This window comes from Fulvivirga marina, from assembly GCF_016775155.1.
Lineage (GTDB): Bacteria > Bacteroidota > Bacteroidia > Cytophagales > Cyclobacteriaceae > Fulvivirga > Fulvivirga marina.
In genome coordinates, this window is the sequence record NZ_JAEUGD010000067.1 from 415,177 (window position 1) to 440,453 (window position 25,277).

The following is a 25,277-nucleotide window of genomic DNA, read 5'->3' on the forward strand; positions in this document are numbered from 1 at the left end:
CAATGTCTAGAAAAATTCCTATTGATGATATACTAGCAACCATAGTCCTTTACAATACGTCTCTTGAGGAGTCTCTCACATTTCGGTCTCTTTCGGAGTCATTATTACGCTCATCGGATCGGCTTGAAGTATTAGTTTATGATAACTCTCCATTTAAAATGCATATGGGAAACAAGTACAGCTCATGGCATATTCACTATTACCATGACCCAACAAACAGCGGTGTTAGTAAGGCTTTTAATCATGGAGGTAGTTTGGCCAAAACCCTGAGCAAAAAATGGCTCTTACTGTTGGATCAGGATACTTTTTTCCCAAAAGAGGCTATCAACGCTTATGCTCATTGTATAAAACATAGTATGTCCACTTTATTTGCACCCCGACTTCTCTCAAAGAAAAAATTAATAAGCCCCTTTAAAATAAAATTTGGAGAAGGAGAAACAGTATCTGTTATACATACAGGAAAGTATCCATTGAATCAGTTTATGCCTATCAATAGTGGATTACTTGTAAATGTTGAAGACTTCTGGTCTTGCGGTGGTTATAATGAGAGTTTTCCACTTGATTACAGTGACTTTGCCTTTATTGAGAGATTCAGGAAAATACGACCTGATTTCGAAATTATTGACATGACATGTGCGCATCAATTTTCAGGACATGACAATTCGGGGAATAAACAAAGCACATTGAAACGTTTTCAACATTTCTGCAATGCCACCTTAAGGTATAAAATGGAAGTAAACCATCAGCTGAATTGCAAAAAATTAATAATGCGGAGAGCCGCTAGACTTAGTATCGCTTACAAATCAATGGCATTTATAAAAACAGCCATTTTGGCAATAAAAAACAAATAACATTGAGAGCACTTGGGACCATATTACTCCAAATTATACTTCTGGAACTCGTACTCGGTGGAGGTGGTAGACTTACGGCTATAGGGCCACTAAGTCTTAGAATGGCATTATTTGGTGCTGCAATAACCTATACAGCTTATCAGTTACGGAGAAAGGAAAAAATAAACACCCAGTATTTGACTCTTGTCTTTGTTTTCATTGCCGTTACAGCATTTTCAACATTGATCGGTTTTTTAGCGGGAGCTGATCATACACTTATATTTCAGGATATAAAGCCTCTCTCATACTTTTTAATTCTACCATTTTTTGCTTTAACAATTCAGAACAAAGGATTACTGATCCCTATATCAAAACTTTTCATATATGGATCATTATTTCTAAGCATAACATATTTGATAACAATTAGTCTTATAAATGGTGGAATTATTTCTTTCAAAGCTTTTTATGGCCTTACCTCTCAAACAGAAGAGCTTTTTTATCGGGGAGAATTAGCTTTTTTTTATAAAGGATTCGTTTTTTTAAGTATAGGGTTAATTTTTACTTATTTTATAAGGCCTAAATTCTCAGTAATAATTGCTGCTATTATCATTTTAGCTCTTATACTCACTTTTACAAGAGGTTTTATCTTTGCCCTGTTCCTAACTGCATTTACATACCTTCTACAACATACTGTCAAATTAAAATTTAAACTGCCCATACTCTTTATTTTACTAATGGCCACAGTTGCATTGGTCTACTATGGTAATGATATCTACTCAGGTGTGAGCCGTATAATATCAAAAACCGATTTGAAATATGGGTTCACCCGACAGTTTGAACCTGATAAGCTTTTAGGCAATCGCGAATTCTCAGATAATGAAAGGAAGAAGCAATTAAACCAGGTATTAGAACATACTACAATTAGATCCACATTTATTGGTCATGGGTTTGGTGTTGGTGTACCTGTACGTCCAGTCCACATGGAGATTTCTTACTTGGAGATTTTTCATAAACAGGGGCTGTTAGGATTACTCTTTTGGGGTGCTATTTTCATCTTACTCACAAAAAAATTCCTAGCTTCAAAAGCTAGTCAATTTGCCATTTCAAATGCTTTCTATTTTGGCTCATTATTCATCTTTTTCCAATCTGCCACCAATCAGTATTTCAATAACCCCATAGGAATGTCATTTATTCTAGTCGCTTTAGTATGTCTGGAATTAACTTCAAAAAATGATGACTAAGATATCGGTTTGTATAGCCACACATAATGGAGAAAAATATATTCGCGAACAAATTGACTCTATACTTCCACAATTAAGTGTTCATGATGAAATAATTGTTTCTGATGATGGCTCAACGGACACAACCATTTCAATTTTACTTTCGTACCGGGATAAACGCATAAAAATAGTTGAATGTTCATGGGCAAACAGTCCTATAAAAAACTTCGAAAATGCACTCAACTATTGCTCTGGCGATATAATTTTTCTATCCGATCAAGATGATATATGGCTTGCCGGAAAAGCTAAAACTATGATACAGGCCCTTGAAACAAACGATTTGGTAATGAGTGACTGCTATGTGGTAAATGAAAAGTTGCAGCCATTACATCAATCATTATTTTTTATTAATAAAGCGCGTACGGGATTTTGGAAAAATTTATGGAAAAACAGCTATACAGGATGTTGTATGGCCTTCAGCCGAAAAGTATTAAACAAAACTTTGCCATTTCCAAAAGATATACCGATGCACGATCAATGGATTGGCCTGGTTGGAGAGCTGTTCTTTAGAACAACTATAATTAATAAAAAGTTAACTCTGTATAGGAGGCATGACAGTACTGCCACGAGAACAGGATACAAAAGTAGTTATGACTTAATATCTAAGATAAAGTTTCGATTTAAACTATTAAAAAACCTAATCCTACTATATAGATGAATCTCACCGCATCCATCGTAGTTTATAAAAATGATCTAAGAATCCTAAACAGCACAATTAAAAGCTGCCTGGAAAGCTACCCTGACATGCACCTTTACATTGTAGATAACTCTCCTGTAGATGGTGCAAGAGCACTTTGCAAAGATTCAAGAATAAGCTACATTTTTAATGGTAAAAACCTAGGTTTTGGAGCTGCCCATAATATTGCACTGGAAAAGGCACTATGCACATCAAAGTATCATATTGTAATTAACCCTGATGTATACTTTAATAAAGAAGTCATTCCAGAAATGTATCAATTCATGGAAGACAACCCCGATACAGGTTTATCGATGCCTAAGGTTCTTTACCCTGATGGAGCTCTACAACATTTATGTAAACTGCTACCTAAACCTCACAATTTGATATATCGTCGCTTCTTAAAGTTTTATAAAGCTTTTGAAAAATATGACCACTTATACGAAATGCGCTTTACGGGTTATGACAAAGTAATGGACGTTCCCTTCCTTTCAGGTTGCTTCATGTTTCTCAGAACTGCCACCCTAAAAGATACCGGTCTATTTGACGAAAATATTTTCCTATATACAGAAGATATAGATTTAAGTAGAAGAATACATCGGTATTGCCGTACGGTATTCTTTCCGCAAGTATCAATATATCATTACCATGAAAAAGGGTCATACAAAAAATTTCACCTGTTATTATACAATATTCAAAGCGCAATCAACTATTTCAATAAGTGGGGCTGGTTTGTTGATAAGGAAAGAGATGAGATCAATAGAAAGATACTATTAAATTACTTAGCAAATGATCGGTTTTAAAATCATTCACCGGCAGCTTCTTGTAGTCTTCACCGTTCTTTGCATGGTTACTTTACCATTTTCCATAAAGTGGAGTAGCATATCGATTATATTGTTAACTGCCAATTGGCTTATTGAGGGAAACCTCAATAAAAAGTGGCAAATAGTAAAACAGAATAAGCTAGTATGGATACTCTCGGGGTTTTATATTCTCTATGTTGTCGGTATGCTAATCACCGAAGATACCAGTAGTGGTCTTTATGATCTTGAAAAAAAATTATCGCTCTTTGTCTTTCCTGCCGTTTTAGGCACTTCAGAAAGGTTATCTTCCAAAGAAATAAAAGTTATTTTCAGTGGGTTTGTCATTGCGTGCCTTATTGCCATCATTGTAAGTCTCATATTTATTATATTCTCAGCACATAATGTTTCCGACCCTGAGCACTTAAACTTTGATTACCTGAATAAGGATAAATTTCGCGACTCCTTTTCAGGCCCCTCCGAAATGTGGAACCTGATTTCTTATGTAGGTTTAGGCTCCTTCCTTGCAATACACCCAACATACTTCTCCCTATATATTGGTTTTGCAGTCGTATTACTGATTCACCTGTTCAGAAACAATTTTCAATGCCAAGGATTTTTTATTAAGTCTTCTGTAATCATTTCACTTCTAATACTGATAACCGCACTAGTTTTTCTTTCTTCCAGGGTTGTTATAGTTTCTTTCTCCACTTTATGCATTGTTTTATTAGGAAGTTTCTTCATTCGTAAGCAGAAGTATTTGCGAGGAGCATTATGTTTATGTGCCTTTCTCTCAATTATACTTTTATTAATTTATATTAATCCTGTAACACACTTCCGGGTTATACAAGAGCCTCTTAATACTGGCCTCAAGTACCCTGCTCCGAACGACCACTGGAACTCATGGAATCTAAGATTATTACAATGGGAGTCATCATTAAAAATTATAAAGAGTCAATGGCTGACTGGAGTTGGCACAGGAGACGCACAAAAATATCTCAATCAAGAATATGATAAGATTGGACTTGGTATTTTCCAGTCTGAGTTCAATGCACATAATCAATATTTGCAAACAACATTGGATCTAGGAGTTTTTGGTTTTTTGTGGCTCATTTTGTCATTTTTTTATCCTGTTTTCAAATCATTAAATCATCAAAAGACATTATTCCTATCATTTATATTTCTTTTTGGCATGTGTTGCCTTTCTGAGTCGATGCTGGAAGTTCAAAAAGGTGTAGTGTTTTATAGTCTGTTCAATTCACTATTAGTATTTCATGTTTTGCACCCTAAACCAGAAAATTATGCCTGAACCTGCACGTAACTACGACCTATTATTAGAAAGTCAACTATCCAACGACTTACTAAAGACCCTCTTATATTTTGACATATTCCAATATCCTCTTACAAAAGAAGAGCTATTATTCTTCTGTCCGGCAAGTTGTAAAGATCACCAAGTGGACCTTGCACTGGTTGAACTAATTAACAAAGGCATGATATATAAGTTTGAGCGATTTTACTCTTTGCACAATGAACCAGCTTTGATAGAAAGAAGGCTCACCGGAAATAGCCTGGCGGCTCAAAGAATGAAAACTGCAAAGCGAGTATCCAGACTTATTTCCTGGTTTCCATATGTAAGGTCAATAATGCTCTCAGGATCCTTATCCAAGGGCTATATGGACAAGAGTAGTGACATTGATTTCTTTGTGATGACAGCTCCTGGGAAACTCTGGATCACTAGAATGTTTTTAGTGCTCTTTAAAAGAGCATTTCTTTTCAACTCACACAGAAATTTCTGTGTGAATTATTTCATTGATACAGAAAATATTGAAATCGAGGAACATAACTTGTTCACAGCTATTGAGTCAGTAACACTGATCCCTACTTATGGAGAAAACTATTATTACGAATTCTGGACGGCAAACCAATGGATACAGGACTATTTCCCTAACTGCTCTCCACGAGAAACAGAAGACACTACAAACGGCAATGCTATAATAAAATCCCTTGCAGAACTGGTGCTTAACAATCGGTTGGGTACCGCTCTTGATCAATACTTTATGAACATGACGTTGAAACGCTGGAAGGCCCTCTTTGAAAAACGCTTTTCCAAAAAAGACTTTGACGTCGCCTTTAAAACCAAAAAACATGCATCTAAGAACCATCCCAGATTTTACCAGAAGAGTATTCTCGATAAGTATCAGGATAAAATCAGTCAGTTCGAAGAAAATTTTAACATAAAACTTAGCTCAACGGTATAATGAAAAAAGTACTTTTTACTCACTCCTTTTTTTATAAGCTGGACTATAAACAATGGAAGTTCAAGCAGCCGTACCCGCCGCTAGGTACCATCTTTGCTGCTTCACTTTTGAGAGAAAACAATTATGCAGTTTCTTTATTTGATACTAATCTTAAAGATACTCCCCATGAACTGCTGGAGGTACTTGAAAGAGAGGTTCCAGAGTATCTCGTTATTTATGATGATGGTTTTAACTACCTCACAAAAATGTGCCTTACCAATATGCGTGAGGCCGCATTTGAAATGATAAAAATAGCAAAAGGATTTGGGTGCACCATAATAGTTTCCAGCTCTGACTCTTCCGATCACTACCAACAATATCTGGATCATGGTACCGATTATGTACTTATCGGTGAAGCTGAGATTACTCTGCAGAAATTACTAAATGAGCTTCAAAAGCCTTCACCACAGACTGAAGACATAAATGGCATCGCCTTTAAAAATGACAATCGCACACATTTGACAGGCACAAGACCAGTGCTTCGAGATTTGGATACCCTACCCATACCCGCCTGGGATCTCATAAACATTGATGAATACAGACAAATATGGATGGAGAACCATGGCTATTTCTCATTAAACATAGCCACGACAAGGGGATGTCCCTACAAATGTAACTGGTGCGCCAAACCAATTTATGGAAACAGGTACAACACGAGGTCGCCTCAGAAAGTCGTTGAGGAAATGGAGCTTCTTATGACAAAACACAAACCTGATCACTTTTGGGTATGTGACGACATTTTTGGTTTAAAACCTGGCTGGATACAAGACTTCCGAGACATTTTAAAACGCAGGAACCTAAAAGTTAAATACAAAATCCAGTCTCGGGTAGATCTGTTGCTTCAGGAAGATACAATTGAAGCCCTGGCAGAATCAGGTTTGGAAACAGTTTGGGTAGGTGCTGAATCAGGATCACAGAAAATACTAGATGCCATGGACAAAGGCACAAAGGTGCAACAGATTGGTGAAGCAACCCGACTCCTGCAACAAAAAGGTGTGAAAGTCGCCTTCTTCCTCCAGTTTGGGTATCTTGGGGAAACCCGGGAAGACATACAAAAAACAAAGGATATGGTACTTAACCTAATGCCTGATGAAATTGGCATATCGGTATCATACCCCTTACCCGGAACTAAATTTTATAACAAGGTAAAACAACACTTGCAAGGTAAGGCCAACTGGTCAGATTCTGATGATCTTGACACTATGTTTTCCAGCAATCAGGACCGGGAATTTTACAAGAAGCTGCCTCGCTATATTCACAAAGTATATAGGAAAAAACGAGGCATATTGAAACTTAAAGAACTGGCACGACATCCGTTTAGGTTAAAGTGGAAAAACCTTAGACCCATTTTGGCCACCTTATATTACGTACCATCTATACTGTTAGATAAATTCAAATTACGTAAATATGACTCTTTCCCTGGATGACAACTGCTTTTGACCATATTGCTTCTGATTACGACAATGACTTCACACATGGTTCCATTGGCGCGCTACAGCGTCAGAAAGTATGGGATTATCTTGAAAATACACTGCCTGATCGCCAGCTCTCCATTCTGGAACTAAATTGTGGTACAGGAGAAGATGCAATACACCTGGCTGGGAAAGGACATCAGGTCTTAGCTACGGATCTTTCACAAAAAATGATAACCATAGCAATATCAAAAGCTGAAAAATTGGGTTTTGCACAGCAAATCTCATTTCTTCAATGTGATCTTAACAACATTGCAAATGCGGTCTTTACGAAGAAATTTGATTTAATCTTTTCCAATTTTGGAGGGCTCAACTGTATCGATGCTATGAGTATGCAAAACCTAAGTAAAGTAGTGTCTCGCTTATTGAAACCTGAAGGTAGATTTATTGGTGTGATTATGCCTGCTTTTTGTCTTTGGGAAAGTGTTTACTTTCTATCAAAATTCGACATTAAAAATGCATTCAGAAGGTCAAAGAGAGGCCCTGTCATGGCTCAACTCGATAAGCAGCAAGTTGAAACGTGGTACTATACGCCGGCAAGAATAAGAAGGCTGTTTCAGAGTGAGTTTCAAATTACAGGACTTTGCCCTATAGGTTTCTTCCTGCCACCATCTTATTTGGAGAGCTTTTTTAAAAAAAGAAGTGGCTTTCTTAACACATTAGACAGGATAGAAGATTCAATCAATGCCTGGTCCTTTTTATCAAATTATTCAGACCATTTTTTGATAGACCTGAAATCAAATAAAACCTCCTCAGAATGAAAGTACTGCTTACCCATGGTTATTTTCTTAAGGAAGATGAAAAAGAGCAGGCTATCCTAAAGCCCTACCCGCCCTTAGGGATACTTTATATTTCAGCCTTTCTCGAGCAAAACGGTATTACAACCGAAGTATTTGATTCAACATTTTCTGAAAAAGCTTTATTAAAGGCTCATTTAATTCGGCAAAAACCCAAATACGTAGCCATTTATGTTAACCTGATGACAAAGGTCAATGTGTTGGAGATTATTGATTTCATCAAAAAATCGAGAGAATTACAGCACACCACTGTCATTTTGGGAGGGCCTGAGGTCACTTACAATACTGATGGTTTCTTGAATCATGGAGCTGATTTTTTGGTCATTGGGGAGGGTGAGGAAACTATGCTGGAACTTATAACCTCACTAGATAGCAACCCTGAACAAATCCCTTTAATTGATGGTATCGCTTATAAGAATCAGTTTGGTAATAATCATATAACGACCAAGCGATCAAAAATGAGGGACATAGATCATTTACCAATGCCCAATCGAAAGGCTATTGATCTATTCAAGTACCTTGACTTATGGAAAAAAACTCACGGATCAAATGCCATATCAGTAAGTACCATGAGAGGATGTCCATACACTTGTAAATGGTGTAGTCGTGCCGTCTATGGTCTAAGCTATAGAAGAAGATCCCCAGCAAAAGTAGTGGATGAATTGGAATGGATTCAGAAAAACTATAATCCGGACACACTGTGGTTTGTTGATGATGTATTTACTGTCAGCCACAAGTGGCTTGAAGAGTTTAATGAAATTTTAAAGGAAAGAAATCTTAAGATCTCTTATGAATGTATCACCCGTGCAGACAGGCTGAATGAAGATGTGATCCGAATGATGAAGGAATCAGGGTGCTTCAGGGTTTGGATTGGAGCAGAAAGCGGTTCTCAAAAAATTATTGATCTCATGGATCGCAGGGTCGATGTCCAAAAAGTACGGGATATGATTAAACTAGCCAGGAAAAATGGAATTGAGGCAGGCACATTTATTATGATCGGATATCCTGGCGAAACAGAATCAGATATTGAAGAAACGATCCACCACCTTAAAAGCTCAAATCCTGACCACTTCACGATTACTGTTGCATATCCGATAAAAGGTACTGAGTTATACCAGGAAGTAGAGTCCTTACAAACCACTAAACTTGAATGGAGCACCAGTTCAGACAGAGAAATTGATTTTGAACGGACATATTCAAGAGGTTACTATGACCATGCATTAAGAAGGGTTATCAGCGAGGTTCATTATTTTAAAAACAAAGAGTCTGGAAATATTAAAGCTGCTACCAGGTTTAAAATCAAGTCGATCATGTCAAAACTAGGTATGCAATGGGAAAAATTGAGATACACGAGTCATGCGTAACCTTTGGGCAAGTCTTAAGCTAGCATACCATATTGTCCCTTATCAGTTTAAACAAAGGGCAATATGGTCCCTTGCTTTTACGCTATTCAATGGACTGCTTGATATTGTTTCATTGGCTGCCATAATACCTATGATATTAATTTTCCTTAGCCCTGAGCAAATTCGAAGTCATGAGGTAATAGCAAACATTTATGAAGCCCTTAATTTCAACAGCACAATCCAATTTCAAATAACAGCCCTGAGCATTCTTGTAGGCTTATTTCTACTGAAGAATATCATAAGCCTTTGGGTAAATTACTTCATTTCAAAATTAACCTTTGATATTTCAACCATACTATCCCAAAAGTCACTACAACATTTTTTTGCACAGGATTATCTGGAGTTTATTAAATCCAATTCAGCAATTGTCAGTAGAAAGATTAAGACCGTGCCACACGATTTTGTAAGCTACATACTCACCCCTCAGCTAAACCTGATTACCGAATCAATTGTTTCCAGCATCATCATTGTTGGTATTTGTATATATCATCCTATTATTTGCCTACTACTGATATTGGTAATGCTGCCTATTCTTTTTACATGGATATGGTTTAAGAAGAGACATTTACATCACGTTGAGGAAGATTTCAAAAAGACCTACCCTGTCAGCCTCAAGTATTTATTACAAGGTATTGATGGATATATTGATGTCAAGCTCTATCAGAAAGAAGACTTCTTCATCAAGAAATTTATTGGGTTAAAGCATCAGATGAATAGAAATTACGCATACCTTAAAACTGCCTCATTTCTTCCTTCCAAAATACTTGAGGTCATTTTGGTAGTAAGCATTGCTTTGATCTTTGGATATTCATTATTCTTTCAACTAAATGGCGGGCTTATACCCCTGCTCAGTCTTTTTATTGCCGGGTTTTACAGGCTTTACCCATCGATCACCAAAATCATTAACTCTCTTACATCTATTAAAGCCTATGACTATGTGTTTAAGGAACTAAACTTTGATGATCCTAAAACATCAACCTGCGATGAGGCTGTTAATTTCGACAAGCATATATTAATACAAAAGGTAAGCTTCGGATACCCTGAAAAAGAGCCATTGTTTAAGGACCTCAGCCTTGAGCTATTCAAAGGACAATGCATTGGTATCAGTGGTGAATCAGGCTCTGGAAAAACTACCCTGGTGAAGCTACTCACTGGACTGATCAGGCCCAAAGCCGGTAAAGTCCTAATAGATGGAATCTCCCTATCAGAAAGAAATAATACAGACTGGTTATCTCAAATAGGGTACTTACAGCAGCACCCTGTAATTATTGATGCTACCCTTAAAGAAAATATTGCCTTCGGCGAGCATGAAATAAACATTCAAAAAATTAGTGAGGCAATCCGTGAAGCAAATCTGGTAAACTTTATAGACTCTCTAGCCAATAAACTTTCCACCCAACTAGGAGAAAATGGCGTTCAAATTTCGGGTGGGCAAAAACAAAGAATAGCCCTGGCACGCGCATTATATAGAAACTCAAAGCTGTTCATCTTTGATGAAGTTTCGAATAACCTTGACAAGGCAAATTTACTTGAAGTTCGTACATCCATAGAAAGACTCCTGGCTTCAGGTAAAACTGTAGTTGTAATTGACCATGACCAGGCTTTACTTGAAATTGCAGATAAAGTATGGCATGTTAAGGATGGGTTGGTTGAAGAAACGACTTTAAAAGCTACCGTTTTATGAACAACCGTTTAATCACAAAGCCTATTAACGTAAGTCGGCGTGCAATTTTTCGTATTGAAAAGTGGCTTTATAGGGCAGGGGTTTTAAAAACGGAGCGTTTAACATTCCCTGATTTTCTTTGTATCGGTTCTCAAAAGGCAGGAACAACCTGGCTTTATGAAAACCTCAGGTGTCACCCCGGCTTGTTTCTACCAGACAGAAAAGAATTAAATTACTTCAGTAGCAAATACCGCTTTTACGGCCTACCGTTGAGTGCATATAGTGACTATTTCAAAAACACTCACGGAGTCAAAGGTGAAGTAACTCCCTGCGCTAATTTACCTCTCAGGCGAATACGATTTATTAAAAATATAATGCCTGATTTAAAGCTAATCCTCATCATCAGAAACCCCATAGACCGCATGTGGGCATCAGCTTTAATGTACCTGGTAAGAGCTCAAAAGAAACGGTTCGAAGATATAAGTGACAGTGATTTTTATCAGCTTTTTCAAAACCAGGACCTATTTTCAAGAGGTGAATATGACCGAATATTGAGGAATTGGAGAGGCGTCTTTCCCAGTGAACAACTCCATATATGTTTTTATCACGATCTTCTCAATGACCCAAAAAGGTTTTTAAAGGACATTTTCCATTTTTTAAATATTTCTGAGCCGATTGATTGGAGCAATTTTCCCATTCAGGACACCTTCAATAAAAGCCCTGAGTATGCTCTACCTTCACATCTAAGAGCATACCTGGAAGGTATGTACAAACAAAGTATAGAGGAATTCAAAGAAGAATTTCCAGAGATTGTAAAATATTGGATAAACTAACCATAAATGGTTCTAAGCTGGTTCAATTATACAATGCCACATTGTATTCCCATTGTCAGAGCAAAATCCACACCTCTTTTTAGTAGCAAAGTCACTGAAAATGGAGAGAAACCTAGTACAGGTGCCATCATAGGCCGTACTTTTTGTAGACTCATACCTTTTGAAGCATTCTCCCTATTAGGTTCAAAAACAATTGGGTGGCATGACTCAATACCTGGTACCCGTGTAATCCGCGACAGGTAATTATGGAACAATAGCTTGGACAAGTGTTCTGTCAAGAGGCAGGGCACTCTCCATAGTTATTCAATAGTATTAAAAACCACCTTAAAAGGATGGACATCAGCCCGCATCAGGCCATTCTTTACAGCAGGATCATTATTCATTAGAGCCTCTGCCTCTTCTTTATTTTTTGCCTTGAAAATTACAATACCAAAGTTATCCGTATTGTCAACGTTATAATCCGTGCGCCCCACGAAAAATGCCAGGCCCTTGTCATGTAGCTCTTTGAGATAACTAAAATGACTATCGGCTATCAAAGTAACTTCCTCCGTCCAACTTGACTCATCCTGATATTCTGGCAAAAGCCTCAATATATAAATGTAATCCTTCATTTTAATGGTCTAATTTTAACTCGAGTACCTTCTCACCTTGCCGTGAAGCCTTTTGATAAGGGTTTCTATCCCAAAGAGCCAGTTTCAAGACTCTTTTTGTTGCATCTCTATACTCTTCCTTATTCCTAAACAATAACAAATTACCTAAAAGAGACCATGCAAACCATAGCTTGTGCCACCAATTAAACCTGGAGAACTTCTTTAAAAAATAATCCAACGCCACTAACCTCCTATAGTATGTAGTAGCACTCTCAAGCCGATTTTCCTTACTTTGATGATGATACGCCTTAGCCGCACATACTACTTCTACCGCCTTTTCGGCAGGAAAACCTATAGCCACACCATAATTATCTCCTATTCCATGGGGATCGAGCACTTCATCATAAAGAGAATTGATAAGCCACTCCCTTTTTATAATACTAGCACCAAGACCATATACTGCCACATGAAAGGCAGGCGATTTAAACTCGGTAATTACAGGCCAGCCTGCCAAAGACAATGAATTCCCTTTATATCTATAATACTGTTTGATGATCCGATAAAATGGTCTCTGCCACACCTTAACTTGCATGTTGCTGATATCTCCCCAAACAGATTGTTGAAAAATAAAAGCAAACAACAGTTTCCCAAAAGAAGCAGGTGGATAGCTGTATTCCCAATCCCCACTCTCTTTTTGCATTACAAGTCCCGACGTCGCTCCTGATTGGTGAGTTTTAGAATGCTCCATCAGTACGGCAACATAATCTTCCGGAAGGTTAATGTCATCATCGCAAAGAAAAATATGAGACCCCTGAGCCTCCTTAATACCGAGGTTGCGTTGAATACAAACCGAAGCCTCTGAAGCCAGATATTTGACATTTAAACTTGGAAACTCCTCATCGAATAAATCAGCATTCATCCTTTCATCACTGGAATCTACTATAATGACCTCTTTCAAAGCATATGTTTGCTTCGACAGATCTTCAAGTAACTGCATCAGGCTCTTTCGTCTGTTTCTGGTAGGAATTATAACACTAACTTCATCCGGCATCATACGATAGAGCTTACAGGTAAAGGGAATTGGACATTGAGAGCTTCAAGCTCTTTGATAGGTTCAACCATTTCATTCAATAGATATTTAGTACTCTTCCCAAGAGAAATAGGGGCAAATTTATTTTCAGATATAGGAAGCTTATGTTGTAACGTGCTATCAAAATAAATAATATTACCATTTTTTACGATCAACATAATATCCTCCGGGTCCAGACTGTAAAAAGACTCCCAGCTGTCTGCATATTTCTTTTTCGCAATAACCATATCAACCATTTGACCCTTTGACTGCACGCTGAGTTTATTCACGTTGAATATACGGGCTGGTGTAGAAGTTAGTGAATTAAAAAGCTCCTGATCGCTCAGCATGTCTAGTTTACGTGCAACTCTCAAATGTTCCCAAAGGTTGGCTGATGCACTTACACAAGAGTCCGTTCCAAATAAAATCTCGGTATGACTCTTTAAATTCTGTATGGGAGCTGTATGGTTATACAAGAAAAAGTTAGAAACAGGGCACCAGACCAAGGCCTTAAAAAAGTTTGCCTGCTCTTTTGTCATGACTATGCCATGTACCGCTATTGCATCCCTCTTCAATAAGTTCCAGCGTATGAAGTTATCAATTTCATACTTAGCTCTATCGCTTGTTCCTTCCCCTATGTGAATCATTACAGGTTTTCCTGCAAAAGGTATGTTGAGTTTAACCTTCCAATATTTCTCCAGGGCCACTGAATGCATATAAGTAAATTCATCAAACACATCAATATGAGCACTCCTCTTGTAACTATGATTTGCACTATGATCAATTACTGTTGTCACTCCATTGAGTATATTTTTAATTAAACCCCACTGAATACGTAAATCCTTGGGTATATTGAGTATCTCTTCAATCACTTTTCTATGCAAATTGTGAATATCCGGCCCCCATTCTGTGTAATCATTGTAGCTATTCCCTAGCTGAGGAAATAAGTTAAAATCCAGATGGTCATGTGAATTGATCAAACCCGGAAAGGCGATATAACCGCTTAGATCAATGCTTTCCTTAATTGCCATTCGTTGGACACCGTTAGTGTTATCATCAACCTTAAGGTGAATAGCTGTTGACAAACTGTCTTCTCCTATAATATCAAGGTTGCGTAGTAACATTCAGGAATTGATATGGTGATTATAAATATCGGCAAAGCTATTTACTGTAAAACGAATATCGTTTTCGGTTGCCCACTGATAAGCTTTTTGAACAACTACTTCCCACTGTTCTTGATGAGAGGCAATATTCAACACTTTTTCAGCAAGACCTTGATGGTCTCCTGGAGCCACCGAAACCGTTTCATTCTGCAAGTCCGAAATTATACCTGTCCTGGTACCAGCAATCAGCACCTTACATGCGGCAGCCTCCACGATTACCACACCCTGTGCCTCATACAATGAGGTATGTATTAATGCATGCGCCCATCCAAAATGTTGAGGCAGGTCGGTATTCTTAACTGGACCAAGGAAAGTTACATAATCTTCAAGGTTCAATTCCTTACACAACTTTTGTATCCTCCCCTCCATATAATCGGCACCTGCAATTCTCAGATGGCAATCAAGACTATCTTTAATCCGTCTAAAAGCTCTAAGCAAAGTTTCCTGATCTTTAACCTCTGTGAGGTTAGCTACATGTAAAAAGTTAAATGATGGACCAAATTCCTTCTCTACAGGAACAAATATTTGCGTATCTACACCTATTGGGGTCACTTTTATGTTTTTGGTAAATCCATACTTTCTCAATATTTCGGATTGAAATTCAGTAAGAGTAGTAACCTGACTGGCTGCTCTCAATGTTCTAAATAGCCATCTCTTTTTTCCAGGTTTTAACATGTGCCCATATGGTATGGCTTCTACTGCGGCGGTCTCCCCTCCCTGAAGACTAACCACTGATGGTCGAATCAACAATTTTCCCAAGAACACAGCCAGCATTCCGGATGGCCCAGCCCATATACCATGAAAAAGGTCATAACTTTGCTTTTTATGATCTTTCCAGATTATAAAGCATAAACTTAGCATTCTCCAGAGAACCGGCTGATCACGAGAAGTCTTGACCGACTTGATTTTAAAATTTTCGGGCCTAAATGTATCGCTTACCTCTATCAGAGAATAAACCGTAACCTCAAACTGCTCTGATAAACCATTGATCAAATTAACCAAAGCAGGTACACCCTGGCTGTAAAAACCATTTCCTACACCTCCTGGTACAACTATGGCTATCCTTTTTCTAGGCATTCTATTTCTCTAATAATTCTTGAGCCTTATTAAAAACAAATTTCGGAGTAAAACGGGTAAGGCACCTTACATCACCAAATTTACACTCCGACAACATACATTCTCCACATTCCATATCTGCTGAATTTAAACAGATTGAATGTGAACCCAAAGGTCTGGACCAGTCACTACGTGACGAGCCAAACAATGCTACGGTTGCCTTCCCTGAGACCCAGGCCATGTGCATAAGCCCCGAATCTTCTGTCAAAACCAACGACGCATGTTGCATTATCGCAAAAGCGGTTGCGGGAGAGGTCTTGCCCACCAGATTGATCAGGCTTTCTCCCAACTGCTCATGCAGATAAATCGCTTTTTCATTAATTCTTTCTATACCCAAAACCAGAAATTTCGCGTTGGGATATTTTTCCAAAATCAATCTGCCAAACTCAACGTAATTATGCAAAGGCCAATTCCTTGAAACTAAAAATCCGGCGGGGTTCAGAACTATTAGCATATTCCCTTCTTGCCAACCTGAACCCGTTAAAAGGGATACGCTTTCCGGTGGCTTAATTTGAAATTTAAAATCAGGAGGCGCTGCTCCAAGCCCGATATTTCTAATTGTATTTTCTGTTCTGGCACCAGCCGGAATAGGGGACCACCTGTCAAACACACTCCAGGCCTTTGGTGCCAGCAGTCTTCTTATGATCTTACTAACCCTATTGTTTTGCAAATCTACAACGGCATCATAATTCACCTGCTTTAACTTCAATGCCAGCATTAGAGCGCAAAAAGCTTGTTTTCGAGTGCTTCTTCCGCCCCTTAAAGTATAAACATTGGAAAATAACGATACAGAATTCGGAACAGTATCAAACTCTTCCCTGGTTAGAAAATCTATCTGAGCTTCAGGGAGGTTCTTTTTAAACCCCTGGATATAGGGAAGGGTAATGACCATATCTCCCATGGCCTGTAGCCGAATAAAAAGCACCTTTTTCGGGGCTTCCCTTTCAGTCCATGGACGATATTTTTCCTTGCTATTCATCATCTAAAATTAAATAAAAGATTAGGAGAATCAACCCATGAAAGCGCCTCTCCCCAATCAGACAAAATTTTGGAACGGCAACGCCTGTACGCGAAAAAAACGTTAAGGGTTTGCCTTGACCGCAATCGAGTGCGGAGAAATTTTCTTATTTATTTATTTGACTAATAAATATTTCATTCTACTTTTACCTCAATAACACGAATTTAATTGTAGTGCAAAGGACAAATAACATATTCGATTTGGCTTCGACCAATCCCTCCCCAGGATTGACCGGCACTACTTTTATTACCATTACCACAACCCCGTAGGGGGTTAATATTTACATACCACCGTCTAGGGGCTGGGCTCCGATTTTTCATAAACAGTTAATCATCTAATTTCAACGCCATAAATTAGTTATTTATGCAAGTCTTAAAATTTGGGGGTACTTCTGTAGCTTCCGCTAAAAACATCACACTAGTAAAAAGTGTAATCTTCGAGAAATCTTCTTCTGACCAGATCATTGCTGTAGTATCTGCTTTAGGAGGTATTACAACGCAATTGGTCAACTGTAGTGCAATGGCCGCCGCGGGTAATGCAGAATATCTGAAAGAACTCGCCCAAGTAGAGCAAAAGCACATCAAAACCGTGCAGGAGCTAATTCCATTGAAAAAGCAAAGTAAAACAATGGGCAAGGTAAAAGTGCTCCTCAATGAATTAGAGGATATCTGTAGAGGAGTTTACCTAATCCATGAGCTTACCACTAAGACCAGCGATAAGATACTCAGTTTCGGAGAAAGGTTGTCTTCAACCATTATAGCTGATTTCTTCAATGACATGGACCACAGCACTTTTTTAGCTGATCCGAGAGATTTCATGGTTACGGATAGCAACTATAGCCACGCTGAAGTAGATTTTGAAAAAACTAATCCTCGCATAGTATCTTACTTTAAAGATGTAAAAGAAAAGTTAATTGTATGCCCGGGCTTTATTGCGGCTTCGGTAGAAGGAGAGATTACAACACTAGGACGCGGAGGCTCTGACTATACTGCATCTATACTTGCCGCAGCCTTAAACTCTCCTGAACTGGAAATCTGGACTGACGTCAGCGGTATGATGACTGCTGACCCAAGACTCGTTTCATCAGCCTATGCAATTAGGGAAATTTCCTATGAAGAAGCTATGGAGCTATCACACTTTGGGGCAAAAGTGATCTACCCCCCTACCATACAACCTGTATTGAAAAAGAATATCCCGATCCATATAAAAAATACTTTTAAAAAGGATGAAGCTGGAACAGTAATCAAACAAGCGTCTGCTACCAACGGAAGCCTGATCAAAGGATTATCCTCCATACAAAATATCGCTCTTTTTAATTTGTCAGGAAGTGGCATGGTTGGTATACCCAATTTTTCTCACCGTTTGTTCAGGGCATTGTCTGCGGCCAAGGTAAATGTGGTCATGATCACTCAGGCCTCTTCTGAGCATACCATATGCGTAGGTATTGATGCCGGAGATGTGAAGAAATCGCAATTAGCCATTGAAAATGAATTTACATATGAGCTGGCAATGCATAAAATAGACCCCATACAGATAGAAAAAGACCTGGCCATCATAGCACTGGTAGGATCCAATATGAAAGAAAAAGTTGGTGTAAGTGGTACTATGTTTAGTGTGCTGGGACAAAATGGTATTAATATTAAAGCTATTGCACAAGGTTCTTCGGAAAAAAACATCTCTGTGGTTATCTATGAGCGTGAGGTAAAGAAGGCACTGAACAGTCTGCATGAAAGCTTCTTTTTATCTGAAAAAAGGCGTATCAACCTTTTCATGATAGGCGTTGGAAATGTTGGCGCAGCCCTAATCGAGCAACTAAAAAAGCAAAAGCAATACCTGAGCCAGCAGCATCACATTGACCTAAGAGTGGTGGCTATGGCCAACAGCAAAAAAATGCTGTTTCAGGAAGGAGGCATTAACCTGAAAAACTGGAAAGAAAATCTTACAGAAAATGGAGAGGCCATGAATGTCGAAGACTTTCTTCAGCAAATGGAAACATTAAACCTGCGCAATAGTATTTTCATTGATAATACGGCTAACGCAGATATTGCCAGTTTATATAAAAAGGTACTACAAAAGAGTATTTCAGTGGTTACTCCTAACAAAATTGCCTGCACTAACTCTTATCAGGAATACCTGGACTTAAAGAGGACGGCATTACAGTATAAGGCCAAATTCCTTTTTGAAACTAATGTTGGTGCCGGATTGCCCGTAATCAATACATTGAATGACCTGATCAAAAGTGGTGATGAAGTATTAAAAATCGAAGCTGTTTTATCAGGCAGTCTGAATTTCATATTTAACAATTTCGGACCTGATGTAAAGTTCGTGGATATAGTGCGCCAGGCACAGGTTGAGGGATATACAGAACCTGACCCTCGTATAGACCTGAGCGGTGTGGATGTAAAACGAAAGATACTGATCCTGATCCGTGAAAGTGGCCTGGATATGGAGACAGATAACATTACTGCCCAGGCATTTATCCCTGAAGACTGTATGAATGCTCCATCAATAGACCAGTTTTTTGACAAGCTTGGGGAGCACGAAGAAGTATTTCAACAGCTGGTAAAAAAGGCAGAAAAAGAAGGAAAGAAGATAAAGTATGTAGCATCCTTTGGCAAAGGAAAAGCCGAAACTGGCCTCAGGTTCGTAGAGGAATCACACCCCTTTTATAACCTCGAAGGAAAAGATAACATTGTTCTTTTCACAACTAAAAGGTACCCTGAACAGCCTTTAGTAATTAAAGGTGCAGGTGCAGGTGCCGAAGTAACTGCTTCAGGAATATTTGCTGATATCATGAGAATCGCTAACGCCAATTAATACCATGGAAAAGAAAATCAAAGTATTTGCTCCTGCAACTGTTGCCAACGTAGGTCCGGGTTTCGATATTTTCGGTCTGGCCCTGGAAGGCATTGGTGACGAGCTGGAGGTAAGTTTACGAGATGACAGTCAGATCAAAATTCTTCCGATAGAAGGATATGAAGATCTGCCTACAGATCCGAGCCTAAATGTGGCCGGAGTCGCTATTCAATCAATGCTTGATGAATTGGATTCTCAGCAGGGATTTGAAATAGTGATCAAAAAACGGGTTATGCCAGGCAGTGGGCTAGGTTCCAGTGCATCCAGTTCTGCTGCTGCTGTTTATGCTGCTAATGAGTTATTGGGTCGTCCATTCAGCAAAAAGGAGTTGGTACCTTTTGCCATGGAAGGAGAAAAAGCAACTTCCGGCAAAGCCCATGCAGACAATGTTACCCCCTCATTACTTGGGGGTTTTACACTGGTCCGCAGTTACACTCCTCTGGATGTGGTAAGTATTCCGTTCCCTGCAGAGCTTTATGTAGCTGTAGTCCACCCACAAATAGAGGTAAAAACGTCAGATTCCAAGCGCATCCTGAAAAGAGAAGTAGCGCTCGACATGGCCATCAGCCAGTGGGGTAATGTCGCCGGACTGGTAACAGGTCTGGCTTGTGGTGATTTTGACCTGATCGGAAGATCGTTAGAGGATCGCATCGTAGAGCCAATCCGCTCTGTATTGATCCCTGGCTATGAAGATGCCAAGCAACATGCCCTTGCTTCAGGAGCTTTGGGTTGCAGTATTTCAGGTTCAGGGCCATCCATTTTTGCCCTCACTGAGGGGAAAGCTATGGCTGAAAAAGTAGCTCAGGCTTTTGATAAATATTATACCGACCTGGGTATAGAACATAAGGTTTATATATCAGGTATCAATGCCGAGGGAGCCAAAACCATTAACAAACTGACAGAAAAGGTTTAAAAATTGTGAACCACCATTTTAAAAGAAGTTATGGGCTATTAGTATCTCCCTAAGATGCTCAATTCAAAATACACAAACATGCAATACTACAGCACTAATCATAAAACAAGTCCCGTAAGCTTTAAAGAAGCTGTAATCAAAGGTCTGCCTGATGATAATGGCCTGTTTATGCCAGAGCGGATTCCTGAGCTTCCCAAATCATTTTTTAGCAGTCTGCACAAACTAAGTTTAGCAGAGATTGGCTACAACGTTGCCGAGTCTTTTGTGGATGAGGACATTCCCGGCTCTGCATTATATAAGCTTATAGAGGATACCATGAATTTTGATATCCCCGTACAAGAAGTTGAAAAGGATACCTATGCACTAGAATTATTTCATGGACCTACTCTTGCCTTTAAAGATGTGGGGGCAAGATTCCTAGCCCGTTGCCTAAGCCACTTCTCGGGTGGTGAAGCTAAAAAAGTGACCGTTCTTGTTGCCACTTCCGGAGACACCGGCAGTGCTGTTGCTCATGGTTTTTTAGGCGTTGAAAATGTAGATGTAGTTATACTATACCCTAAAGGGAAGGTTAGCAAGCTACAAGAGCAGCAACTTACTACTTTGGGCCAAAATATTACAGCACTTGAAATTGACGGCACATTTGACGATTGCCAACGCATGGTAAAAAGTGCCTTTTTAGATAAGGAACTGAATAATAGAATGCAGCTTACCTCTGCAAACTCTATCAATATGGCTAGGTTAATTCCACAGTCTTTCTATTACTTCTGGGCTAAAGCTCAACTACCTGATCATGATCTCGTATTTTCTGTACCTAGTGGCAACTATGGCAATCTAACAGCAGGGCTTTTAGCTAAAAAAATGGGGCTGGACATCAAAGGCTTTATAGCCTCTTCGAACATCAATGATGTAGTACCTAATTATCTGGCATCGGGTAAATTCAGCCCAACTGCATCTAAGCAAACAATTTCTAATGCTATGGATGTAGGCAACCCTAGCAATTTTTACCGTATGCTTGACCTATACGAGAATGATTGGGATAAAATTACAGAAGAAATTAAGGGCTACAGCTTCAATGACGACGAAACACGTGAAGCCATGAAAGCTGTTTATGGTCTTACAGGATATACGCTTGACCCTCATGGTGCAGTGGGCTACCTCGGACTTAAAAATTACTTAAAGGATCATCAGGCAACTGGTATTTTCCTTGAAACTGCTCACCCCGCTAAGTTCAAAGATGTGGTGGATGAAGTAATTGGAAATGTTGACGTACCAGAAAGACTGGCTCAATACATGGATAAAGAGAAAAAGAGTATTGAGATGGAAAGTGAATTTGAGGAACTAAAGAAATTTTTGATAAAAGGTAAAAGCTAAAAATAGTTATCGGATGACAACCTGTCATTCGATAACTATTTAATTCTCTTATACACCACTGTTGATTCCGTCGGGTCGGCACCTCCACCTGAAAGGCCAATGGTATTTTTATCAATGAACTCTACACTAAACTCAGTCGAAGAGCTTAAACCATATAAGGAAAACAGTTCACGACCAATTTTCTTTTCTGTCAAACGGAACTGATATCTTGAACTCCTATCTATTTCAGAAACCCAAACATCACTCACCTCTGCAAAAAGATTTACATACTTATTGTTATTTAACTTAGTTATCTTCCCTTTGAACTTGTTATTTTCTTTAGTGATCTCCACCTGAATCCCATCAAACACTTTTCGTCCTTCAAGCTCCCAAATACCGACAAACTGATCCTCCGAGACATGATCATATTTTTCAGAACAACCCAGAAAGACAATCAAGAAACAAAATGCTAACCCTATATACTTCATGTTAAATAGTTTAGTCAGCAAAGTAAGAATAATGTCTTTAGCAAAAGAAGTAAAAATGGTTAAAATCAATGAATGAAATATTCATACAAAAAGCTTTACTAATCCAGTCAGGCTCAGTAAAGCTGAGTAATCAATAATCACTTCGGCTGGAGCTGCGCCACAAAAGTCTGCCTCATTATTTTACCATTCTGAACTACAAAAGTGTCGGAGCCTAGGGGTACATTCAATGCCGGGGTATCTGCGTGCCATACAATATAGGCAATATCTTCTTTCACATACTGTATGTCGATTTCGAAAATAGTACCATCTGCAGGGAAAGCCGGAAGGAGGTTTTCATAATAAGCCTGGATTTCATTTAAACCTTTAAAAACCCCTTCAGGTGTGGTAAGGGTTGATGATTCCGTATAATCATCCATTATACGACCAACATCCCTTAAGCCAAATCCGGTTAAATGACTTTCAAGAACCGCTGCTGTTATTTCTGAGTCTATCAATGGACCGCAGGGAGGTTCACCATCCGGAGGAAGTGGATGATCATCATCGCAGGCGTAAAAAATATTACTGAACAGGAAAACAAGAAAGGTGTAAGCTAAAGTTTTCATAATATTCCAGGTTTTAGTGTACCATACAAGCTCCAAAATATTTTACTTCCTCAAAAACCATAAAATCACAAAAAGGTACCCACATAATATAAGTACCTTTTTGTGAGTGCTTTACATTACTCCATGACCAAGCTCTGATCTTTAGGGTATTTCACTTCATATTTTAAATCCATTTGTCTACTATCCCCAGGCTCAAGCTTGAGCTTCCAGCGAAGAATACCTGTATGTTTATTATACTCAGCCTTAGAAGACTCTAACATATCCACTTCTATATCTTTATTAGTAGGCACTGGTACCTGATCTTCAATGGTAATGTTTATAGGTTGCTGCTTCTTATTGCGGATCTTAATTTCAAACCCCACAAGCTCTTTGCGATTACTGCCAATAAACTGAGCTGAACTAAATTCATTTACCTTTTCACGGGTAATCACAATATTCTTATCCCTGCCCAACGAAATATTCAAAGTATCCTTCACATTACGGGTATCCAATACCGTCTTTCCTATAAACTTACCTTCAAAGAAGAGATTAGCTTCTCCTGCCAGAAAGTTATAACCTTCCCAATCAGTAACCTGAGCCTTAAGGAATGCGTCAGTGTCAAGCTTGGGTACGGCATAATAACGGTAAGTTGCAGGCAAATCATAAGCAACCATATCCACGATCTGGTTTCTCCCATCCGACTTTATGGAGTAAGGCTCATCAACCGTAAACTCCAGAGTAGTTTGTTTTACAACTGCAGTCGCAGCGATCTCTTTTTTAACTTTAGGCTTGTACTCATAAGATGAGGATGCATTAACACCAGAGGCTCGCCCCTTTAATGCAGTGACCACTACTTCAGATAGCTGCTGTGTATCATCATACAAAACTACATCCATTACTGAACGATGGCCTATACTTTGCTCCTGGCTTACCATCCCCACAAAGGAATAAACAATGGTCTGAGCATCCTGCGTTAATGGCAGTCTGTAATTACCGTCAATATCTGTTATCGTCCCCACTGTCGTTCCTTTAATAAGTACGTTCACCCCGGGAAGCGGCATGCCATCTTCACCAATCACCCTTCCTGAAACCTCATTGCCAGCAATGGAGTATGCTCCAACCTGCATTTGTCTTCCATAATTATTATATGCGACACGGTTGTTAAAACCCAGATACCAGGTGGTAAGGTTAGGAGCCACACTACTTTGACTTGGGTCTGCGTTACTGAAGGTAAGCTTTACTCTATCCCAGTCTTCTCCTGTATTCTGATGTACATTTGCCTTATAGGTTACCTCCACAGGCTTAAGCACATTTTCCGCCCTGATGTCATAAGATGGTCCCCAGCCGGCTTCCTGTACCAAGTAAGTCAGAATAAATTTGGACCTCAAAGTAGTTTTGGCTGACACCTTCACCAAAACTTCCCGAACAGGCTCAGGTCTTTTATTACTCAATTCATTCAATTGAGCGTTCACTTTGCTCTGCTCTTCCCGCAGCGTTTTTATTTTTCTGGCTAATTCCAGCTCCTTTCCCTTTATCTCGGCCAGACGTGCTCTATAATATTCTGCGGCTTGTTTCAACTCCTCTATGCTTACCCCATTATCCGTACCTCCGATAGCCTTATTACCGATCAGCAACGATTCCTCCTCCTTGTATACTTCCTGCCATACTTCCTGATCGGCAATCTGATCGTTCAGCTTATCTCTCTCGGCCTCCAGAGATACAATCTGTTCAGATTTTTTCTTTTCATCCAGATAATTGAGTCGACCGGATACCGCAAGTACTTTCACTCCCTCATTGAGCGCCTTAATCTGAATACTTCTTTCCCGGATATTGACAGGCAGGTTACCGATCACTAATGTAGTATTTCCCGATGGTGTAGAAGCATCAAATGTTCGAGTCACCTGTGCACCTTGTAAGTAGACCGTAACCTCAGATATTTTAGACGACACTAATTGCTCTTCACCCTGGCTAAATACCCATAAAGAAGAAAATAAAAGGACTAACGTAGATATCAATTTCATAATACTAAAGGTCAATGTGAAACATGTTTAGTATTATGATGCTGCTACATTACAGAATCCA

The 25,277-nt window shown here is 39.0% G+C and carries 22 protein-coding genes; 14 read left to right on the forward strand and 8 right to left on the reverse strand.

Translation table 11 applies throughout. The features are described 5' to 3' along the window. Nucleotides 1-2 precede the first annotated feature (2 nt). The 11 genes from JMN32_RS25975 (at nucleotide 3) to JMN32_RS26025 (ending at nucleotide 12,051) form a co-directional block, all read left to right on the forward strand. Nucleotides 3-851, forward strand: coding sequence for a glycosyltransferase (locus tag JMN32_RS25975; protein WP_202859332.1), 849 nt, complete (start codon nucleotides 3-5; stop codon nucleotides 849-851). A 101-nt stretch (nucleotides 852-952) separates the two neighbouring features. Further along, on the forward strand, nucleotides 953-2,071 hold the full coding sequence (locus JMN32_RS25980; RefSeq protein ID WP_202859333.1) for an O-antigen ligase family protein: 1,119 nt from the start codon (nucleotides 953-955) through the stop codon (nucleotides 2,069-2,071). Next, on the forward strand, nucleotides 2,061-2,768 hold the full coding sequence (locus tag JMN32_RS25985) for a glycosyltransferase family 2 protein (RefSeq protein WP_238354630.1): 708 nt from the start codon (nucleotides 2,061-2,063) through the stop codon (nucleotides 2,766-2,768). Before JMN32_RS25980 ends, JMN32_RS25985 begins: the two co-directional genes overlap by 11 nt. Beyond that, nucleotides 2,765-3,589: a glycosyltransferase family 2 protein gene (locus JMN32_RS25990; RefSeq protein WP_202859334.1), complete on the forward strand. Its 825-nt coding sequence runs from the start codon at nucleotides 2,765-2,767 to the stop codon at nucleotides 3,587-3,589. Before JMN32_RS25985 ends, JMN32_RS25990 begins: the two co-directional genes overlap by 4 nt. Beyond that, on the forward strand, nucleotides 3,576-4,895 hold the full coding sequence (locus JMN32_RS25995; RefSeq protein WP_202859335.1) for an O-antigen ligase family protein: 1,320 nt from the start codon (nucleotides 3,576-3,578) through the stop codon (nucleotides 4,893-4,895). Before JMN32_RS25990 ends, JMN32_RS25995 begins: the two co-directional genes overlap by 14 nt. After that, nucleotides 4,888-5,844 carry a hypothetical protein gene (locus JMN32_RS26000; protein ID WP_202859336.1) on the forward strand — a complete coding sequence of 319 codons (957 nt, stop codon included), beginning with the start codon at nucleotides 4,888-4,890 and terminating at the stop codon, nucleotides 5,842-5,844. The genes JMN32_RS25995 and JMN32_RS26000 overlap by 8 nt, the downstream gene beginning before the upstream one ends. Beyond that, complete coding sequence (locus JMN32_RS26005) at nucleotides 5,844-7,310, forward strand: B12-binding domain-containing radical SAM protein (RefSeq protein ID WP_202859337.1); 1,467 nt, start codon at nucleotides 5,844-5,846, stop codon at nucleotides 7,308-7,310. The genes JMN32_RS26000 and JMN32_RS26005 overlap by 1 nt, the downstream gene beginning before the upstream one ends. Further along, entirely contained in the window at nucleotides 7,307-8,116 is an 810-nt protein-coding gene (locus tag JMN32_RS26010) for a class I SAM-dependent DNA methyltransferase (RefSeq protein WP_202859338.1), read from the forward strand. The genes JMN32_RS26005 and JMN32_RS26010 overlap by 4 nt, the downstream gene beginning before the upstream one ends. After that, a complete protein-coding gene (locus JMN32_RS26015; RefSeq protein ID WP_202859339.1) occupies nucleotides 8,113-9,516 on the forward strand; it encodes a B12-binding domain-containing radical SAM protein in 1,404 nt (467 codons plus the stop codon). Before JMN32_RS26010 ends, JMN32_RS26015 begins: the two co-directional genes overlap by 4 nt. Beyond that, complete coding sequence (locus tag JMN32_RS26020) at nucleotides 9,509-11,239, forward strand: ATP-binding cassette domain-containing protein (protein ID WP_202859340.1); 1,731 nt, start codon at nucleotides 9,509-9,511, stop codon at nucleotides 11,237-11,239. The genes JMN32_RS26015 and JMN32_RS26020 overlap by 8 nt, the downstream gene beginning before the upstream one ends. Beyond that, nucleotides 11,236-12,051 carry a sulfotransferase family protein gene (locus JMN32_RS26025; RefSeq protein ID WP_202859341.1) on the forward strand — a complete coding sequence of 272 codons (816 nt, stop codon included), beginning with the start codon at nucleotides 11,236-11,238 and terminating at the stop codon, nucleotides 12,049-12,051. Before JMN32_RS26020 ends, JMN32_RS26025 begins: the two co-directional genes overlap by 4 nt. 299 nt (nucleotides 12,052-12,350) lie before the next feature. On the opposite strand, the gene JMN32_RS26030 is transcribed toward JMN32_RS26025, so the two are convergent. Genes JMN32_RS26030 through JMN32_RS26050 form a run of 5 tightly spaced genes read right to left on the reverse strand, consistent with a single transcriptional unit; the run spans nucleotide 12,351 to nucleotide 16,971 of the window. After that, nucleotides 12,351-12,662, reverse strand: coding sequence for a YciI family protein (locus tag JMN32_RS26030; protein WP_202859342.1), 312 nt, complete (start codon nucleotides 12,660-12,662; stop codon nucleotides 12,351-12,353). Nucleotide 12,663: 1 nt separating this feature from the next. Continuing rightward, nucleotides 12,664-13,695, reverse strand: a complete 1,032-nt coding sequence (locus tag JMN32_RS26035; protein ID WP_202859343.1) for a glycosyltransferase family 2 protein — start codon at nucleotides 13,693-13,695, stop codon at nucleotides 12,664-12,666. Continuing rightward, the gene (locus tag JMN32_RS26040) at nucleotides 13,692-14,834 is read right to left on the reverse strand and encodes an amidohydrolase family protein (RefSeq protein WP_202859344.1); all 1,143 of its coding nucleotides are present in this window, start codon (nucleotides 14,832-14,834) and stop codon (nucleotides 13,692-13,694) included. Before JMN32_RS26040 ends, JMN32_RS26035 begins: the two co-directional genes overlap by 4 nt. Then, nucleotides 14,835-15,950 (reverse strand): glycosyltransferase family 4 protein, encoded by a 1,116-nt coding sequence (locus JMN32_RS26045; protein WP_202859345.1) that lies wholly within the window; start codon nucleotides 15,948-15,950, stop codon nucleotides 14,835-14,837. A gap of 1 nt (nucleotide 15,951) precedes the next feature. Next, nucleotides 15,952-16,971: a glycosyltransferase family 9 protein gene (locus JMN32_RS26050; RefSeq protein WP_202859346.1), complete on the reverse strand. Its 1,020-nt coding sequence runs from the start codon at nucleotides 16,969-16,971 to the stop codon at nucleotides 15,952-15,954. 399 nt (nucleotides 16,972-17,370) lie between these two features. Here JMN32_RS26050 and thrA point away from each other — a divergent pair, with 399 nt between their 5' ends. From thrA to thrC, 3 genes are all read left to right on the forward strand, one after another. Further along, nucleotides 17,371-19,824, forward strand: coding sequence for a bifunctional aspartate kinase/homoserine dehydrogenase I (gene thrA, locus JMN32_RS26055; protein WP_202859347.1), 2,454 nt, complete (start codon nucleotides 17,371-17,373; stop codon nucleotides 19,822-19,824). A 4-nt stretch (nucleotides 19,825-19,828) separates the two neighbouring features. Further along, nucleotides 19,829-20,776, forward strand: coding sequence for a homoserine kinase (locus JMN32_RS26060; protein ID WP_202859348.1), 948 nt, complete (start codon nucleotides 19,829-19,831; stop codon nucleotides 20,774-20,776). A 78-nt stretch (nucleotides 20,777-20,854) separates the two neighbouring features. After that, nucleotides 20,855-22,147, forward strand: coding sequence for a threonine synthase (gene thrC, locus JMN32_RS26065; protein WP_202859349.1), 1,293 nt, complete (start codon nucleotides 20,855-20,857; stop codon nucleotides 22,145-22,147). A gap of 35 nt (nucleotides 22,148-22,182) precedes the next feature. On the opposite strand, the gene JMN32_RS26070 is transcribed toward thrC, so the two are convergent. The 3 genes from JMN32_RS26070 to JMN32_RS26080 form a co-directional block, all read right to left on the reverse strand. Continuing rightward, nucleotides 22,183-22,614, reverse strand: a complete 432-nt coding sequence (locus JMN32_RS26070) for a hypothetical protein (RefSeq protein ID WP_202859350.1) — start codon at nucleotides 22,612-22,614, stop codon at nucleotides 22,183-22,185. Between the two features lie 137 nt (nucleotides 22,615-22,751). Continuing rightward, nucleotides 22,752-23,216, reverse strand: coding sequence for a nuclear transport factor 2 family protein (locus JMN32_RS26075; RefSeq protein WP_202859351.1), 465 nt, complete (start codon nucleotides 23,214-23,216; stop codon nucleotides 22,752-22,754). 116 nt (nucleotides 23,217-23,332) lie between these two features. Beyond that, nucleotides 23,333-25,216 carry a DUF4139 domain-containing protein gene (locus JMN32_RS26080; protein ID WP_202859352.1) on the reverse strand — a complete coding sequence of 628 codons (1,884 nt, stop codon included), beginning with the start codon at nucleotides 25,214-25,216 and terminating at the stop codon, nucleotides 23,333-23,335. Between the last annotated feature and the right edge of the window lie 61 nt (nucleotides 25,217-25,277).

Coding starts and splice junctions, on each gene's coding strand:
- JMN32_RS25975 (WP_202859332.1), top strand. CDS start 3: ATGTCTAGAAAAATTCCTATTGATGATATACTAGCAACCATAGTCCTT.
- JMN32_RS25980 (WP_202859333.1), top strand. CDS start 953: ATGGCATTATTTGGTGCTGCAATAACCTATACAGCTTATCAGTTACGG.
- JMN32_RS25985 (WP_238354630.1), top strand. CDS start 2,061: ATGATGACTAAGATATCGGTTTGTATAGCCACACATAATGGAGAAAAA.
- JMN32_RS25990 (WP_202859334.1), top strand. CDS start 2,765: ATGAATCTCACCGCATCCATCGTAGTTTATAAAAATGATCTAAGAATC.
- JMN32_RS25995 (WP_202859335.1), top strand. CDS start 3,576: ATGATCGGTTTTAAAATCATTCACCGGCAGCTTCTTGTAGTCTTCACC.
- JMN32_RS26000 (WP_202859336.1), top strand. CDS start 4,888: ATGCCTGAACCTGCACGTAACTACGACCTATTATTAGAAAGTCAACTA.
- JMN32_RS26005 (WP_202859337.1), top strand. CDS start 5,844: ATGAAAAAAGTACTTTTTACTCACTCCTTTTTTTATAAGCTGGACTAT.
- JMN32_RS26010 (WP_202859338.1), top strand. CDS start 7,307: ATGACAACTGCTTTTGACCATATTGCTTCTGATTACGACAATGACTTC.
- JMN32_RS26015 (WP_202859339.1), top strand. CDS start 8,113: ATGAAAGTACTGCTTACCCATGGTTATTTTCTTAAGGAAGATGAAAAA.
- JMN32_RS26020 (WP_202859340.1), top strand. CDS start 9,509: ATGCGTAACCTTTGGGCAAGTCTTAAGCTAGCATACCATATTGTCCCT.
- JMN32_RS26025 (WP_202859341.1), top strand. CDS start 11,236: ATGAACAACCGTTTAATCACAAAGCCTATTAACGTAAGTCGGCGTGCA.
- JMN32_RS26030 (WP_202859342.1), bottom strand. CDS start 12,662: ATGAAGGATTACATTTATATATTGAGGCTTTTGCCAGAATATCAGGAT.
- JMN32_RS26035 (WP_202859343.1), bottom strand. CDS start 13,695: ATGATGCCGGATGAAGTTAGTGTTATAATTCCTACCAGAAACAGACGA.
- JMN32_RS26040 (WP_202859344.1), bottom strand. CDS start 14,834: ATGTTACTACGCAACCTTGATATTATAGGAGAAGACAGTTTGTCAACA.
- JMN32_RS26045 (WP_202859345.1), bottom strand. CDS start 15,950: ATGCCTAGAAAAAGGATAGCCATAGTTGTACCAGGAGGTGTAGGAAAT.
- JMN32_RS26050 (WP_202859346.1), bottom strand. CDS start 16,971: ATGATGAATAGCAAGGAAAAATATCGTCCATGGACTGAAAGGGAAGCC.
- thrA (WP_202859347.1), top strand. CDS start 17,371: ATGCAAGTCTTAAAATTTGGGGGTACTTCTGTAGCTTCCGCTAAAAAC.
- JMN32_RS26060 (WP_202859348.1), top strand. CDS start 19,829: ATGGAAAAGAAAATCAAAGTATTTGCTCCTGCAACTGTTGCCAACGTA.
- thrC (WP_202859349.1), top strand. CDS start 20,855: ATGCAATACTACAGCACTAATCATAAAACAAGTCCCGTAAGCTTTAAA.
- JMN32_RS26070 (WP_202859350.1), bottom strand. CDS start 22,614: ATGAAGTATATAGGGTTAGCATTTTGTTTCTTGATTGTCTTTCTGGGT.
- JMN32_RS26075 (WP_202859351.1), bottom strand. CDS start 23,216: ATGAAAACTTTAGCTTACACCTTTCTTGTTTTCCTGTTCAGTAATATT.
- JMN32_RS26080 (WP_202859352.1), bottom strand. CDS start 25,216: ATGAAATTGATATCTACGTTAGTCCTTTTATTTTCTTCTTTATGGGTA.